Source organism: Microbacterium sp. Nx66, from assembly GCF_904066215.1.
In the GTDB taxonomy this organism is placed as follows: Bacteria; Actinomycetota; Actinomycetes; order Actinomycetales; family Microbacteriaceae; genus Microbacterium; species Microbacterium meiriae.
The window spans coordinates 2,664,562-2,679,108 of record NZ_LR880474.1 but is presented as its reverse complement, the minus strand read 5'-3'; the positions used below and the strand labels follow the sequence as shown (position 1 = coordinate 2,679,108).

General features: G+C 69.5%; 15 protein-coding genes. 12 read left to right on the top strand and 3 right to left on the bottom strand.

Features of this window, described 5'->3' with window-relative positions:
* Window position 1 precedes the first annotated feature (1 nt).
* From MICNX66_RS12820 to MICNX66_RS12810, 3 genes are read left to right on the top strand one after another with little or no spacing between them, the layout of a single operon-like run.
* Window positions 2–667, top strand: a complete 666-nt coding sequence (locus MICNX66_RS12820) for an amino acid ABC transporter permease (protein WP_187662191.1) — start codon at window positions 2–4, stop codon at window positions 665–667.
* Window positions 654–1,457: an amino acid ABC transporter ATP-binding protein gene (locus MICNX66_RS12815; RefSeq protein ID WP_269474804.1), complete on the top strand. Its 804-nt coding sequence runs from the start codon at window positions 654–656 to the stop codon at window positions 1,455–1,457. Before MICNX66_RS12820 ends, MICNX66_RS12815 begins: the two co-directional genes overlap by 14 nt.
* A gap of 40 nt (window positions 1,458–1,497) precedes the next feature.
* Window positions 1,498–1,854 (top strand): iron chaperone, encoded by a 357-nt coding sequence (locus MICNX66_RS12810; protein ID WP_187662190.1) that lies wholly within the window; start codon window positions 1,498–1,500, stop codon window positions 1,852–1,854.
* 4 nt (window positions 1,855–1,858) lie between these two features.
* Here the strand turns inward: MICNX66_RS12810 and lysE are convergent, their stop codons facing one another.
* Complete coding sequence (lysE, locus tag MICNX66_RS12805; protein ID WP_187662189.1) at window positions 1,859–2,512, bottom strand: L-lysine exporter; 654 nt, start codon at window positions 2,510–2,512, stop codon at window positions 1,859–1,861.
* Window positions 2,513–2,581: 69 nt separating this feature from the next.
* On the opposite strand from lysE, the gene MICNX66_RS12800 reads away from it, so the two are divergent.
* A complete protein-coding gene (locus MICNX66_RS12800; RefSeq protein WP_187664212.1) occupies window positions 2,582–3,466 on the top strand; it encodes a LysR family transcriptional regulator ArgP in 885 nt (294 codons plus the stop codon).
* Window positions 3,467–3,500: 34 nt separating this feature from the next.
* Here MICNX66_RS12800 and MICNX66_RS12795 read toward each other — a convergent pair whose 3' ends face one another.
* The gene (locus MICNX66_RS12795) at window positions 3,501–4,181 is read right to left on the bottom strand and encodes a YqaJ viral recombinase family protein (RefSeq protein ID WP_187662188.1); all 681 of its coding nucleotides are present in this window, start codon (window positions 4,179–4,181) and stop codon (window positions 3,501–3,503) included.
* A gap of 247 nt (window positions 4,182–4,428) precedes the next feature.
* Between MICNX66_RS12795 and MICNX66_RS12790 the strand changes: the two genes are divergently transcribed.
* From MICNX66_RS12790 to rplL, 3 genes are all read left to right on the top strand, one after another.
* Window positions 4,429–5,403 carry a hypothetical protein gene (locus MICNX66_RS12790; RefSeq protein WP_187662187.1) on the top strand — a complete coding sequence of 325 codons (975 nt, stop codon included), beginning with the start codon at window positions 4,429–4,431 and terminating at the stop codon, window positions 5,401–5,403.
* 324 nt (window positions 5,404–5,727) lie between these two features.
* Window positions 5,728–6,216 (top strand): 50S ribosomal protein L10, encoded by a 489-nt coding sequence (gene rplJ, locus MICNX66_RS12785; RefSeq protein WP_025104226.1) that lies wholly within the window; start codon window positions 5,728–5,730, stop codon window positions 6,214–6,216.
* A 48-nt stretch (window positions 6,217–6,264) separates the two neighbouring features.
* Window positions 6,265–6,648 carry a 50S ribosomal protein L7/L12 gene (gene rplL, locus MICNX66_RS12780; RefSeq protein ID WP_025104227.1) on the top strand — a complete coding sequence of 128 codons (384 nt, stop codon included), beginning with the start codon at window positions 6,265–6,267 and terminating at the stop codon, window positions 6,646–6,648.
* Window positions 6,649–6,714: 66 nt separating this feature from the next.
* On the opposite strand, the gene MICNX66_RS12775 is transcribed toward rplL, so the two are convergent.
* On the bottom strand, window positions 6,715–7,719 hold the full coding sequence (locus tag MICNX66_RS12775) for a LacI family DNA-binding transcriptional regulator (RefSeq protein ID WP_187662186.1): 1,005 nt from the start codon (window positions 7,717–7,719) through the stop codon (window positions 6,715–6,717).
* 283 nt (window positions 7,720–8,002) lie between these two features.
* Here MICNX66_RS12775 and MICNX66_RS12770 point away from each other — a divergent pair, with 283 nt between their 5' ends.
* From MICNX66_RS12770 to MICNX66_RS12750, 5 genes are all read left to right on the top strand, one after another.
* Window positions 8,003–9,325: an ABC transporter substrate-binding protein gene (locus tag MICNX66_RS12770; protein ID WP_187662185.1), complete on the top strand. Its 1,323-nt coding sequence runs from the start codon at window positions 8,003–8,005 to the stop codon at window positions 9,323–9,325.
* A gap of 110 nt (window positions 9,326–9,435) precedes the next feature.
* Window positions 9,436–10,773 (top strand): carbohydrate ABC transporter permease, encoded by a 1,338-nt coding sequence (locus tag MICNX66_RS12765; RefSeq protein WP_187662184.1) that lies wholly within the window; start codon window positions 9,436–9,438, stop codon window positions 10,771–10,773.
* Window positions 10,773–11,741 carry a carbohydrate ABC transporter permease gene (locus MICNX66_RS12760; RefSeq protein ID WP_187662183.1) on the top strand — a complete coding sequence of 323 codons (969 nt, stop codon included), beginning with the start codon at window positions 10,773–10,775 and terminating at the stop codon, window positions 11,739–11,741. Before MICNX66_RS12765 ends, MICNX66_RS12760 begins: the two co-directional genes overlap by 1 nt.
* 191 nt (window positions 11,742–11,932) lie before the next feature.
* Window positions 11,933–13,303, top strand: coding sequence for a cystathionine beta-synthase (locus tag MICNX66_RS12755; RefSeq protein ID WP_187662182.1), 1,371 nt, complete (start codon window positions 11,933–11,935; stop codon window positions 13,301–13,303).
* 54 nt (window positions 13,304–13,357) lie between these two features.
* The gene (locus tag MICNX66_RS12750; protein ID WP_187662181.1) at window positions 13,358–14,518 is read left to right on the top strand and encodes a cystathionine gamma-synthase; all 1,161 of its coding nucleotides are present in this window, start codon (window positions 13,358–13,360) and stop codon (window positions 14,516–14,518) included.
* Window positions 14,519–14,547: the final 29 nt, after the last annotated feature.

Here is a 14,547-nt window from a genome sequence, read left to right as displayed (position 1 = left end):
GATGCAGAATCCCTGGGAGCTCTTCTTCTCCTCGCTCGGGCCGATCGCCTGGGCAGGGCTGACGGCGACGATCCCGCTCGCCCTGGTGTCGTTCGTCCTGGGGCTCGTGATCGCGATCGGCATGGCGCTGATGCGGATCTCGGTGCACCCGGTGGTGTCCGGCATCGCGCGGTTCTACATCTCGGTGATCCGCGGCACGCCGATGCTCGTGCAGCTCTTCGTGATCTTCTACGGCCTGCCGTCCGTCGGGGTGACCCTCGATCCGTGGCCGAGCGCCATCATCGCGCTCTCGCTCAACGTCGGCGGCTACGGCGCCGAGGTCGTGCGGGCGGCGATCCTCTCGGTGCCGAAGGGGCAGTGGGAGGCCGCGTACACGGTCGGCATGAACCGCACCCGCACGCTGACCCGCATCATCCTGCCGCAGGCCGCCCGGGTCTCGGTGCCGCCGTTGTCCAACACGTTCATCTCGCTCGTGAAGGACACCTCCCTCACCTCGCTGATCCTCGTGACGGAGCTGTTCAAGGTGGCGCAGCAGATCGCCTCCACCACGCTCGAGTTCATGGTGCTGTACCTGGCCGCAGCGCTGGTCTACTGGGTGATCTGCCTGGTGCTCTCCTTCGGGCAGAGCGCCCTGGAGAGGAGGCTCGACAGTCGTGTCGCGCACTGACCCCACGGCCGAACCGCTGCTCACCGCACGCGGGCTGCACAAGAGTTTCGGCACCACCGAGGTGCTCCGCGGCTTCGACCTCACATTGCATCGGGGCGAGGTCGTGGTGCTCATCGGGCCCAGCGGCTCTGGCAAGACGACCGTCCTGCGCGCCCTGAACGGGTTGGAGACGCCGGACGCGGGGACCATCGTGATGGCCGGGGGACCGGAGATCGACTTCGCACCGGAGGTGCGCCCGAAACCGCGCGTGGAGAAGCAGCAGCGGCTGGCGCTGCGTGACCGGTCGGCGATGGTGTTCCAGCACCACAACCTGTTCCCGCACCTGACCGTGCTGGAGAACGTCATCGAAGGGCCGTGGCGGGTGCAGGGTCGTCCGAAGACCGAGGTCGTCGCCGAGGCCCAGGCGCTGCTCGCCCGGGTCGGCCTCGCCGACAAGGCGGACGCGCGGCCGCATCAGCTCTCCGGAGGGCAGCAGCAGCGGGTCGGCATCGTGCGGGCGCTGGCCCTGCAACCGGACCTGCTGCTGTTCGACGAGCCGACGAGCGCCCTCGATCCGGAGCTGGTCGGCGAGGTGCTGCTCGTCATCAAGGAGCTCGCCGATGAGGGATGGACGATGGCCGTCGTCACCCACGAGCTGAGCTTCGCCCGCGAAGCCGCAGATCACGTGCTCTTCCTGGACGGCGGCGTCGTCGTGGAGCAGGGGCCGCCTGCTCAGCTGTTCAGCGCCCCGCAGCATGAGCGCACGCAACGGTTCCTCACGCGCATCCTCCGTCCGCTCGACGGCGCCTGAGCCCTCGACCCCGAGGGCGATCGGTGGCAGGATGCGGTGCGTGGGCACCATCGACGACTACCTGACCGACCTCGACGCGGCGGACCGCGCAGTGATCGATCGCGTGTACGCGATCGCCACGGAGGAGGTGCCGGATGCGGAGCAGGGCAAGGGGTATGGGATGCCGGCGCTCGTGCTCGCCGGAAAGCCTCTGCTCTCGGTGATGCGTGCGAAGAAGCACATCGGTGTCTACCCGTTCAGCCCCGAGGCGGTTGCTGCCGTGGCGGGCCTCCTCGACGGTCATCCCGATATCAGCGTCGACAAGGGGACGATCCGGTTCCAGCCGGAGCACCCGCTGCCGGAGGACGCGGTCCGGGCCCTCGTCCGGGCGCGGGTGGCGCAGATCGACGCGGCGTGAGTGGCTAGGCGTCCAGCACCGGGAGCACCAGGCTCACCGCCAACGTGATCATCACGACCGCGATCACCGCGTCGAGGAGACGCCAGGAGCGCGGGGTGCGCAGCCACCGTCCGAGGTAGCGGGCACCGAAGCCGAGGGCGGTGAACCAGAGGAGGCTCGCGATGACCGCCCCTGCCGCGAACAGCCATCGCTCGTCGCCGTGCGTCGCGGCGATCGAGCCGAGCATCAGCACCGTGTCGAGGTACACGTGCGGGTTCAGCCAGGTCAACGCCAGTGTCGTGAGGATCACCGGGGCGAGGCGGGTGCGGGTGAGGGTCCCGGTGCCACCGGACGCCTCGAGGACCGGAGCGTCGCCCCCGTCGACCACCAGCTCCTCGCCGCCACGCCAGGCCCGTCGCGCCGCGAGCAGCCCGTAGCCGAGGAGGAACAGCGCCCCTGCCCAGCGGGCAACGACGACGAGCCAGGGAGCGGCGGACAGCACGAAGCCGAGCCCGGCGACGCCGGCGATGATCAGCACGGCGTCGGAGAGGGCGCAGACGATCACGACGGCGAGGACGTGCTCGCGCCGGATGCCCTGTCGCAGCACGAACACGTTCTGCGCGCCGATCGCGACGATGAGCGACAGGCCGAGGCCGAGGCCGGCGAGAACGGTGAGCATGCATCGAGCCTAGGGATGCTGGCCATGAGGTGCAGCGAAGATTCCTTTCTCACCATTAGCATGGCTGATGTGAGGATCGACCCGGAGCTCGCCGCCACGCTCGCCGCCGTCGCGGACGAGGGGACCCTCGACGCCGCCTCCCGCCGCCTGCGCGTCACCCCGTCCGCGGTCAGTCAGCGGCTCAAGGCGCTCGAGGAGCAGCTCGGGCGGATCCTCCTCGTGCGCAGCAAGCCGGTCCGCCTCACCGAGGCCGGGGAGTCCGTCGTGCGCCTCGCGCGGCAGATCGCGCTCCTGGAGCAGGATGCGCTCGCCGGGGTCGGCATCGAGGAGGGCGGTGGGGGACACCGCATCACGGTGCCTCTCGCCGTCAACGCGGATTCCCTGGCGACCTGGTTCCTCCCGCCGATGGCGCGCCTCTCGGCCGCGCACGACATCGACCTGGACCTGCACCGCGACGATCAGAACTTCACCGCCCGACTGCTCGAATCGGGAACGGTCATGGCCGCGGTGACGAGCGAGGCCACGGCGGTCGCGGGGTGCACGGTCACGCCCCTCGGCGTGCTCGAGTACCGCGCCATGGCCGAGCCTGCCTATGCCCGTCGATGGTTCCCTGACGGCGTGACGCCCGCCGCGCTGGCGCACGCGCCGTTCGTCGACTTCGACCGCCGGGACACCCTGCAGCATGAGTGGCTGGCGGCGCGGGGAGTGCCGGCGGCGGGCGTTCCGCGACACTACGTCCCGGCGTCGCACGACTACGCGCTCGCGGTCGGCCTCGGCCTGGGCTGGGGGATGGTGCCGCGACTGCAGGAGGTCCCCGGGCTCGTCGCGCTCGGCGGTCCGACCCTGCGCGTTGCCCTGTACTGGCAGCAGTGGAACCTGCGCTCCGCGCTGCTGGACACGATCGCGGCCGAGGTCGCGGGAGAAGCACGTCGCGTACTCGCTCGCGACCCCTGACGGGGCGGGTCGTCCCGAGGCCCTCGGCGTTCGCTCAGTCGGCGAGGGCGAGGGCGCGGAAGGCGTCGCGCTCGCGGAGCTGCTCGCGGCGACTGTCGACCGGGGCGACGGAGCGCGTCGGCACCGCGCGTCCCGTTGTGCGACGGTACAGCTCGTCGATGAGGTCGGTCGCGAGACCGACGAGTTTGGCGATCTCGCGGTCGTCCCGGTCGATCCACACGCAGCGGGGCTCGTCGTGGATGGGGGAGAAGTCGACGTGCTCCTCCCAGACGAACAGGGTGCGCTCGGCGCCCAGCACGTGCTGCTGCCACCAGACCTGGCGCAGGTACGTGCGCGGGATGCCGCGGAAGGCCTTGTTGGTGGTCTTGATCTCCGCGAGGCTGACGCGACCGTCCGCGTCCACCGAGATGCCATCGGGGGTGGCCAGGTGGCGGTGCTCGACCTCGGCGCGGAACAACGCGGAGGAGGGGAAGATGCCGTGCGTCGCGGCGACCCAGGCGGCGATCTCGGGCTCGCGGCGTCGACCGTGGTCCGTGTAGGCGTTGCCGCCGAACCGCGGCCCCCCGCCGAGCTTGGCGTCGGCGGCACGGGCGATCGAGCGTTCGCTGGTGAGTCCGGCGACGTCGGTGGCCGTGATGCCCCGGGACCGTGCCCTCATCCACGCCACGCGGTCGCGCGAGTCCGCGACGATGCGAGCTTGGAGTTCCGGGGTCACCAGAAGACTCTAACTCTCCCCCACCCCCGTTCCCGCCGTACACGCCGCCCCTCCCGCCCTCCCGACGAGCCACCCCCTTCCGTGCGTCCCGGCCCCCTGCGTGCGCGCACAAGGGGGTGGCTCGAACGCAAACGGGTGGGTCGAGGACGAGGGGTGTCTTCCTGCACAGGGCGCGGGAGGGAGAGAAAGGGTGTGGGGAACTGCGGGAAGGCCGGGGATCGGCGAGAGGAGAGGGAGAGTCGGGGGGATGAGACAGGTGAGTGTGGACGAGATCCGGGCGATGCTCCTCGGTCGTCGGCGGCTGGAGGAGGAGGGGTGGGGGTCTCGGACGCTCCACGCCGCGGTGGAAGGGCGGCAGCTGCATCATGTGCGTCGCGGGTGGTACCTCGCGCAACGGGACTGGAGCGATCTCGCCCCGGAGTCCCGGCACCGTGCGGAGGTGGTGGCCGCCGACCTCGCGGCCTCGGGGACGCGGCCCGTGTTCTCGCACGCCTCGGCTGCGGTGCTGTGGGGTCTGCCGCTGTACCGGGTGCGGCCGACGAGGGTCCATGTGACGGCGCCCCCCGACCGTCGCCACAGCACCTCGGGGATCCTGCGGCACGAGGGCGCGGTTGCCGCCGGCGACATCGTGGAGCGCGACGGCATCCGCTGCACCTCCCTCGCCCGGACGGTCGTCGACCTCGCCCGCACGGCCGCTCCGGAGGCGGCTCTCGCCGTCGCGGATGCCGCCCTCGCTCTGGTCGGCGGCGACCCGTGGGAGTTCGACGACACCGCGGCGCAGGCTCTCCTGACGGACCTCGCGGATCGAGTGCGTCGTCCCCGGCTCCGCGGCATCGTGCAGGCCCGTCGGATCGTGGTCCTGGCCGACGGGCGCGCGCAGCTTCCGCTGGAGAGCGTGACGCGGTACCGGCTCCATCAGCTCGGCTTCGGCAGGCCGCGTCTGCAGGTGCCGGTGGACGGACCGCGCGGCGGTCGGTTCTGGATGGACATCGCCGTCGACCAGTCCCGCACCTTCGTGGAGTGCGACGGCCGGGACAAGTACCTGGACGAGGGCCTCCGCGGCGGCCGGCCCGTGTCACAGGTCGTGCTCGACGAGAAGATCCGCGAGGACTGGGTGCGCGGGACCACCGGCTGGCGGGTGGTCCGGGTGACGAGCGAGCACGTCGCCTCCCTCGCCGCGGCCGACGCACACTTCCGCGCCCTCGGCCTCTTCGCCCGCTGAGTCGCTGACCCACCCCCTTCCGTGCGCTCCGGCCCGTTGCGTGCAGGCGTAAGGGGCCGGGGTGCACCGAAAGGGGTGGGTCGACGGAGGAGGAGGGGGATTTGGGGGGAGAGGGAGCGTGGGGTACAGTGGTCATAACCGAAGACCGCTGGTCATCGTGTGCGCGTGAGTGCACAGGATCGAAGCTCTGCATCGCAGGGGCCCGCGCAGGTGTCACGAACTTCCGAGCTCCGTGCGCTTGCGCCGGAGCTCTTCTCTTTTGCAGGGGGTCGGAGGCCGGCGCCCCACCACCGTGCGGCGCCTCGTACACACCAAGGAGTGACCATGGCGCAGAAGGATGCATCGGTCAACGAGCTCACGAAGTCATTCGAGAACTCGAACGCCGTCCTGCTGACCGAGTACCGCGGTCTGACGGTTGCCCAGCTCAAGCAGCTGCGCAACAGCATCCGTCAGGACGCTGAGTACGCCGTGGTGAAGAACACGCTGACCAAGATCGCCGCCAACAAGGCCGGCATCTCCGCGCTGGACGACGACCTCAAGGGGCCGTCGGCTGTCGCGTTCGTGCACGGTGACTTCGTCGCCACCGCCAAGGCTCTGCGTGACTTCGCCAAGGCCAACCCGCTTCTCGTGATCAAGTCGGGCATCTTCGAGGGCAAGGCCCTCACCGCCGACGAGGTCAACACGTACGCCTCGCTCGAGAGCCGCGAGGTTCTGCTGGCGAAGGCCGCGGGCATGATGAAGGCGACGATGGGCAAGGCTGCGGCCACCATCGACGCGCTTCGCGAAAAGCTGGAGACCGCCGAGGCCGCGTAAGCGACCGGCGATCTCGTCTACAAACCCCATCTATCTAGGAGATACATCATGGCGAAGCTTTCCACCGAGGAGCTGCTCGAGCAGTTCGCCGGCCTGACCCTCATCGAGCTCAACGAGTTCGTGAAGGCGTTCGAGGAGAAGTTCGAGGTCACCGCTGCTGCCCCCGTCGCCGTCGCCGGTGCCGCTGGCGGCGCAGGCGAGGCCGCGGCCGAGGAGGAGAAGGACTCCTTCGACGTCATCCTCGAGGCTGCCGGCGACAAGAAGATCCAGGTCATCAAGGCTGTCCGCGAGCTCACCTCGCTCGGCCTCGGCGAGGCCAAGGCCGTCGTCGACGGTGCTCCGAAGGCCGTCCTCGAGGGCGCCAACAAGGAGACGGCTGAGAAGGCCAAGGCTGCTCTGGAAGAGGCCGGCGCGACCGTCACCCTCAAGTAATTCCAGCGCACCAGCGCTTCTGCGAAGGCCCCGGGTTCCGCCCGGGGCCTTCGTGCGTCTGCGGGGTCAGCGCGGCGCCGCGGTCGAGCTGCGGACGACGAGCGCCGAGGCGGCCTCGACGCGCTCGACCGGAGCATCCGGCTCGCTCATCCGCCGCATCAGCAGGCGCACGGCTTCTCGTCCCTGATCCCGCGGCGACTGCCCGATGGTGGTGAGCGCGAACATCTCCGCATGCTCGTGGTCGTCGATCCCGACGACGCTGAGCTCGGTCGGCACCGCGATGCCCAGGCGGCGAGCCGCGATCACGGCGCCGATGGCCGCCTCGTCGCACACGCCGACGATGGCGGTCGGACGGTGCCGCCGGTCGCCGAGGAGTCCCGCCGCCGCCGCGTAGCCGCCCGGCATCGTGGGAGCCGAACCGGCGACCCGCGCCCGCGGCGTGAGTCCCGCCGCGTGCAGCGCCTCCCGGTAGCCGGCCAGGCGGCGGGCGTCGCCGTAGCTGAGGTCGGTGTCATCCGTGGCACCGCCCACGAACGCGATGTCGGTGTGCCCGAGGTCGATGAGGTGTTCGGTGGCGATCCGGGCGGCGGCCGCGTCGTCGATCGACACGGCGCTCGATCCCGCGCTGTAGGGGCCCACGCTCACGAGCGGTCGCCCCGTATGGTGCAGCCGTTCCAGCTCGCGGGCGCTGGGCTGGATGCCGACGGCGATGATGCCGTCGAACCTCCGGCCGGGCAGCACGCTCTCGAACAGCCGCTCCCTGGTCTCCGAGCGCTCGGGGACGCCGTAGAGCGAGAGGTCGTAGTCGAGCGCGAGCAGCGATTCCTGCACGCCCGCCAGCAGCTCGGCGAAGAACCACCGATCGACCGGCGGCATCACCAGGCCGATGGTGCCGGTACGCCCCGTGGCCAGGCTCGTGGCGGAGGAGTGCGCGACGTACGCGAGGTCCTGCGCCGCCTCCTCCACCCGCTGCCTGGTCTCCTCCGAGACATAGCCGCGGCCGCTGAGCGCACGGCTCACGGTCGCTTTGGACACACCGGCGCGCATCGCGACGTCGGCGATCGTGCTCATCGTGTCCTCCTCGACCCGGTTCCACGACGGCGAGCGATCGGGCACTCGCCGGGAGCCATCGTAGTCGTTCCACACCGGGGGAGGAACCGGTTCCAGGCGCGCCGGACTGGGAGCGCTCCCACCTTGTCGTCCACTCGGATGTCAAAGGGTTGTGATCTTGTAACCTTCCCCAGTTGTACGGCGCGAAGGAACCCGAGTAGGTTGGCCTGGAATCGGTTCCCCAATGGTTGCGGCGATTGCTCTCCTTGGGCGGACTGAAGATCCACCTGAAGAGGAGAAGTACATGGCTTTGTCACAGCGATACCGCCTGCTCGCCCCCATCGCACTCGTCGGCGTCGCGTCTCTCGCGCTCGCCGGCTGCGCCGAGGGCGGGGGCGACGAGGGCGGAGAGACCAAGGACACCGTCCGGATCTCCGGCGGCATCACGGGCGTCGAGGCCGACGACCTGAACGCGTCTTTCGAGCAGTTCACGAAGGACACCGGTATCAAGGTCGAGTACACCGGCGACAAGGGCTTCGAGGGCAACATCGTCACCAAGGTGACGGGTGGAGACGCCCCGGACATCGCGATCGTCCCGCAGCCCGGTCTGCTCAAGACCCTCGTCGACACGGGCAAGGTCATGCCGGCCCCCGAGGCCGTCGAGTCCGCCGTCGACGAGAACTGGTCCGAGGACTGGAAGAAGTACGGCACGTTCGACGACACCTTCTACGCGGCGCCGATGCTGGCGAACCTCAAGGGCTACGTCTGGTACTCGCCGAAGCAGTTCGCCGAGTGGGGCGTCGAGGTCCCGGAGACCTGGGACGACATGATCGCCCTCACCGACACGATCGTCGAGAAGACCGGCGGTCCGGCCTGGTGCGCGGGCTTCTCCTCCGAGGCGGCATCCGGCTGGCCGGGAACGGACTGGATCGAGGACCTCGTCCTGCGCCAGTCGGGCCCCGAGGTCTACGACGACTGGGTGGCCGGCGACGTGAAGTTCACCGACCCCGAGATCAAGCAGGCCTTCGACGCCGTGGGTGAGATCCTGCTCAACCCGGAGTACGTCAACGCCGGCTACGGCGACGTCAAGAGCATCAACTCGACCGCCTTCGGTGACGTCGCCAACGCGGTGGCCAAGGGCGACTGCGCACTGACCCACCAGGCCTCGTTCCTGTCGGCGAACTTCCTCGACACGGAGACCGCGGACGGCAACGTCCCCGAGGTCGCACCGGACGGCGACGTCTACGCGTTCATCATGCCGGGCGAGACCGCGGGCGAGCTCCAGGTCGAGGGCGGCGGCGAGTTCGTCGCGGCGTTCTCGGACGACGAGGCCACCCAGAAGGTGCTCGAGTTCATGGCATCGCCCGAGTTCGCCGACGCGCGTGTCGAGCTCGGCGGCGTCATCTCCGCCAACAAGAACGCCGACCCGAGCCTCGCTTCGAGCGAGTTCCTCCAGGAGGCGATGACCATCATGCAGGACGACGCGACGACCTTCCGGTTCGACGCTTCCGACCTGATGCCGTCGACCGTCGGCTCGGGCTCGTTCTGGAAGGGGATGGTCGACTGGATCGACGGCAAGGACACCGAGACGGTGCTCTCCGACATCCAGGCCGGCTACGAGAACTGATCGCCTCGACGCGATCTTCGTAGGCAGAGCGGGGCCGGGCTGCACAGCCCGGCCCCGCTCCACCGATCCGTACTGCGCGGGAACCCAGCATGATCCAGAAGGGGACGTTCATGTCGCACGCGACCATCGAGAAACCCGTCGAGGCTGACGCGCCGCCGACGACGCATGGCACCGACGAGAAGGGGAGGAAGGCCACGCGGACGGTCCTCGCGATCGGCTTCGTCGTCGTCGCCGCCCTCGCTCTCCTCCTCGTCTTCACCGCCCCGACCGAGGAGTCCTCGCGGATCACGATCGGGTTCTCGCTCAACAGCTTCTTCTTGTGGCTGGGCGGTCTGAATCCGTTGGTGCAGATCCCCGCCGTGCTGCTCGTGTTCGGCGTGGTCGTGGCGATCATCCTCGTGCTGATCGAGTTCGCGCCCCGCCCCGGTCGCGGCTACTCGATCATGCGGCTGGTCGCGTGCCTCGTCATCCCGGTGCTCGCCCTGCTGCTGCTTCGTCCCTACGCGAACGCCGTGGTGTACGTCGTCGCGATCGCACTGCTCGTCGGTGCGCTCCTCTTCTTCGCCGACTTCCGCGCCCGACAGGGAGCCGGTTACCTGTTCCAGCTCGTGCTGTTCATGGCTCCCGCGGCGATCATGCTGCTGCTGGGCCTCATCTACCCGGCGATCTCGACGATCTTCAAGTCCTTCTTCGACAAGTCGGGCAACCAGTTCGTCGGACTCGAGAACTACATCTGGGTCTTCACCAACCCGGTCGGCACGTCGTCGGTGATCAACACCATCATCTGGGCGCTGCTCGCTCCGGTGATCTCGGTGGTCATCGGTCTCGCGTACGCCGTCTTCATCGACCGTGCGCGCGGTGAGAAGTTCCTGAAGGTGCTCGTGTTCATGCCGGTGGCGATCTCGTTCGTCGGCGCGGGCATCATCTGGAAGTTCATGTACGACGCCCGCCAGGGCGACCAGATCGGTCTCCTCAACGCCATCGTCACCGCTTTCGGCGGCGACCCGGTGCAGTGGCTGGCCATCAAGCCCATCCTCAACACGCTCATGCTGCTCATCGTGTTCATCTGGACCCAGACCGGCTTCGCGATGGTCATCCTCTCCGCCGCGATCAAGGCCGTGCCGATCGAGCAGATGGAGGCGGCCGAGCTCGACGGCACGAACGCCTGGCAGCGCTTCCGCAACGTGACGGTGCCCGGCATCCGGTCGTCGCTGATCGTCGTCCTCACGACCATCACGATCGCCTCGCTGAAGGTGTACGACATCGTCGCCGTGATGACCGGCGGTCGTGACGAGACCAGCGTCCTCGGTTTCGAGATGGTCAACCAGCAGCAGCGGTTCCAGAGCTACGGGCACTCGTCGGCGCTCGCCGTCGTGCTGTTCCTGTTCGTGTTGCCGCTGATCGTCTACAACGCCCGATCGATGGCCAAGCAGAGGGAGATCCGCTGATGAGTGCAACCCAGGCCACCGTCGTGGACAACCGCACCAAGCGCCAGGTGGCGCGCGACACGCGTCGTAACGAGGCGACCGCCCACAAGAAGCTGACCTCGAAGGGGGCGACGATCGCGGCCGCGGTCATCGCGCTCTTCTGGACGATCCCGACCTTCGGCCTCTTCGTGACGTCGTTCCGTCCGGGCGCCGACACGCAGAACAGCGGCTGGTGGACGGTCTTCTCCAACCCGGAGTTCACGTTCGACAACTACGTGCAGGCGTGGAACTCGGGCGGGACCTCGACGACCCTCGCGACCGCGTTCATCAACTCGCTGGCCATCACGATCCCGGCCACCGTGTTCCCGATCGTGATGGCGGCGCTGGCCGCGTACGCGTTCGCATGGATCGACTTCAAGGGTCGGAACATGCTCTTCATCTTCGTGTTCGCGCTGCAGATCGTGCCGCTCCAGATGGCCCTCGTGCCGCTGCTGAGCCTGTTCTCGGACGGGCTGACGATCAACGACGTGCCGATCTTCCCCGGGTTCGGGCTGAACGAGGTGCAGTACAGCTTCGCCCGCGTCTGGATCGCGCACGCGATCTTCGCGCTGCCGCTGGCGACGTTCATGCTCCACAACTTCATCTCCGAGATCCCGGGCGAGATCATCGAGGCGGCCCGCGTCGACGGTGCCGGACACGGACAGGTGTTCTTCCGGATCATCCTGCCGCTGGCGGCTCCGGCGATCGCGTCCTTCGCGATCTTCCAGTTCCTCTGGGTGTGGAACGACCTGCTGGTCGCGACGATCTTCGCCTCGCCCGGCGCCCTGCCGATCACCCAGGCGCTGAACTCGCTCTCCGGGACCTGGGGCAACAAGTGGTTCCTGCAGTCCGCGGGAACGTTCATCTCGATCATCGTCCCGCTGATCGTGTTCTTCGCCCTGCAGCGCTTCTTCGTCCGCGGCCTGCTGGCCGGCGCGACGAAGGGCTGACCCTTCGACGGGCTCATGCCCTTCGACAGGCTCAGGGGCCCAGGCCCTTCGACAGGCTCAGGGGCCCAGGCCCTTCGACGGGCCCAGGCCCTTCGACGGGCTCAGGGACCCAGGTTCTGGGTCGCTGAGCCTGTCGAAGCGGCGGTGAAACACAGCCCCGGCGGCGGGAGCCCGCGCCGTACCCTGAACAGATGAAGTACGCAGACTCGATCGTCGACCTCGTCGGCGACACGCCCCTGGTGAAGCTCCAGCACGTCACCGAGGGCATCGCGTGCACGGTGCTCGTGAAGCTCGAGTACCTGAACCCGGGCGGGTCGGCGAAGGATCGGATCGCGGCCCGGATCATCGACGCCGCCGAGGCCGCGGGGGACCTGCAGCCCGGCGGGACGATCGTCGAGCCCACGAGCGGCAACACCGGCGTCGGGCTCGCCCTCGTCGCCCAGCAGCGCGGCTACCGCTGCGTCTTCGTGCTCCCGGACAAGGTGGGCGAGGACAAGATCGACGTGCTCCGCGCGTACGGCGCGGAGGTCGTCGTGACCCCGACCTCGGTCCCGGCTGACAGCCCGGAGTCGTACTACAGCGTGAGTGACCGGCTGGCACGGGAGATCCCCGGGGCGTTCAAGCCGAACCAGTACGAGAACCCGAACGGGCCGCGTAGCCACTACGAGACGACGGGACCGGAGATCTGGCGGGACACCGACGGCCGGGTCACCCATTTCGTCGCCGGCGTGGGGACGGGCGGCACGATCACCGGCACCGGCCGCTATCTGCGCGAGGTGTCAGACGATGCCGTGCGGATCGTCGGTGTCGACCCCGAAGGCAGCGTGTACAGCGGCGGCACCGGCCGGCCCTACCTCGTCGAGGGCGTGGGCGAGGACATCTGGCCGGGGGCGTACGACCCCGCGGTCCCGCACGAGATCGTCGCGGTCGGCGACGCGGAGTCCTTCGCGATGACGCGGCGCCTCGCCCGCGAGGAGGGCATCCTCGTCGGCGGCTCCAGCGGCATGGCCGTGGTCGGCGCGCTGCGGGTGGCGAAGGACCTCCCGGCGGACGCGGTCATGGTCGTGCTCCTCCCGGACGGCGGGCGCGGCTACCTGGGCAAGATCTTCAACGACGGGTGGATGCGTTCCTACGGTTTCAGCGAGGTGGAGGAGGGGGAGACGGTCGCCGACGTGCTCGCGGCCCGGTCCTCCCGCCACGGCCTTCCCGACCTCGTGCACGCACACCCCACCGACACGGTGCTCGAGGCGATCGGCATGATGACGGAGTACGAGGTGTCGCAGCTCGTCGTCCTCAGCGCCGAGCCGCCGGTGATGATGGGCGAGGTCGTCGGCACCGTCGACGAGAAGGGCCTGCTCGACCTGCTCTTCCGTGGCGACGCCGAGCCGAGCGACGCCGTCGGCGCGCACGTGGGGGAGCGGCTGCCGCTGATCGGCATCCATGCGCCGGTCGCGCAGGCACGGGCCGCGCTCGCCGACGCCGACGCCCTCCTCGTCACCGAGGACGGCAAGCCCCACACGGTGCTGACCCGGCAGGATCTGCTCGGCTACCTCTCGCGGTGACGCGGGACGTAACAGGCCGGGACCCGTCGGAGGACCCGGACGTAGGCTGAGAGCATGTCCGACCACGCCCACGCCTTCGCCACACGAGCCATCCACGCCGGACAGGCGCCCGACCCGATCACCGGGGCGATCATCCCGCCGATCTATCAGGCGTCGACGCACGTGCAGGACGGCATCGGAGGGTTCCGCGAGGGCTACGAGTACAACCGCGCGGGCAACCCGACGCGCTCCTCCTTGGAAACGCAGCTCGCCGCTCTCGAGGGCGCGGTCAGGGCCCTGTCGTTCGCCTCGGGGCTCGCGGCGGAGGACGGTCTGCTCCGCGGCATCCTCAAGCCCGGCGACCACGTGCTCCTCGGCAACGACGTCTACGGCGGCACCTACCGTCTGCTCACGAAGGTGCTCGCGCCGTGGGGGATCGACACGACCACGGTCGAGCTCTCCGACGTCGACGTGATCCGGGCGGCCATCCGTCCCGAGACCCGCATCGTGTGGCTGGAGACGCCGAGCAACCCGCTGCTGAAGGTCATCGACATCGCACTCATCGCCGAGGTGGCGCACGCGGCCGGGGTGCTCGTCGTGGTCGACAACACGTTCGCCTCGCCGGCTCTGCAGCAGCCGCTCGCGCTCGGCGCCGACCTCGTCGTGCACTCGACGACGAAGTACCTCGGCGGGCACTCCGACGTGCTCGGCGGCGCCGTCGTCTTCGGCGACGACCGCTTCGTCGAGGCCGTGAAGTTCCAGCAGTTCGCGGTGGGCGCGGTCTCGGCGCCCCTGGATGCCTGGCTGACGACCCGGGGCATCAAGACCCTCGCCGTGCGGATGCGGCAGCACTCCGAGAACGCCCAGGCGATCGCCGAGTGGGCGCAGGCGCGGCCGGAGTTCGCGCAGGTGTTCTACCCGGGCCTCGCCTCGCACCCCGGTCACGAGATCGCCGCGCGGCAGATGAGCGGCTTCGGCGGGATGCTGTCGCTGGGCCTCGCCGCGGGTGCGGACGCTGCCCGGGCCTTCGCCGAGAGCACGACCGTGTTCCAGCTCGCCGAGTCCCTCGGCGGCGTGGAGTCGCTCATCGGCTACCCGCCGGAGATGACGCACGCGTCGGTCCGCGGAACCGAGCTCGCCGTCCCGGAGAACGTCGTGCGTCTCTCCGTCGGCATCGAGGACGTGGCCGACCTCATCGCGGATCTCGAGGAGGGGCTCGCCCGCATCGCCCGCTGACCGGCACGCCGACCCGCGATCGCGGGGGC

Excerpts from the sequence above, each read along its gene's own strand:
- MICNX66_RS12820 (WP_187662191.1), top strand. The coding sequence starts at position 2 with ATGCAGAATCCCTGGGAGCTCTTCTTCTCCTCGCTCGGGCCGATCGCC.
- lysE (WP_187662189.1), bottom strand. The coding sequence starts at position 2,512 with ATGCTCACCGTTCTCGCCGGCCTCGGCCTCGGCCTGTCGCTCATCGTC.
- MICNX66_RS12790 (WP_187662187.1), top strand. The coding sequence starts at position 4,429 with ATGAGACAGGTGAGTGTGGACGAGATCCGGGCGATGCTCCTCGGTCGT.
- rplJ (WP_025104226.1), top strand. The coding sequence starts at position 5,728 with ATGGCGCAGAAGGATGCATCGGTCAACGAGCTCACGAAGTCATTCGAG.
- rplL (WP_025104227.1), top strand. The coding sequence starts at position 6,265 with ATGGCGAAGCTTTCCACCGAGGAGCTGCTCGAGCAGTTCGCCGGCCTG.
- MICNX66_RS12775 (WP_187662186.1), bottom strand. The coding sequence starts at position 7,719 with ATGAGCACGATCGCCGACGTCGCGATGCGCGCCGGTGTGTCCAAAGCG.
- MICNX66_RS12770 (WP_187662185.1), top strand. The coding sequence starts at position 8,003 with ATGGCTTTGTCACAGCGATACCGCCTGCTCGCCCCCATCGCACTCGTC.
- MICNX66_RS12765 (WP_187662184.1), top strand. The coding sequence starts at position 9,436 with ATGTCGCACGCGACCATCGAGAAACCCGTCGAGGCTGACGCGCCGCCG.
- MICNX66_RS12760 (WP_187662183.1), top strand. The coding sequence starts at position 10,773 with ATGAGTGCAACCCAGGCCACCGTCGTGGACAACCGCACCAAGCGCCAG.
- MICNX66_RS12755 (WP_187662182.1), top strand. The coding sequence starts at position 11,933 with ATGAAGTACGCAGACTCGATCGTCGACCTCGTCGGCGACACGCCCCTG.
- MICNX66_RS12750 (WP_187662181.1), top strand. The coding sequence starts at position 13,358 with ATGTCCGACCACGCCCACGCCTTCGCCACACGAGCCATCCACGCCGGA.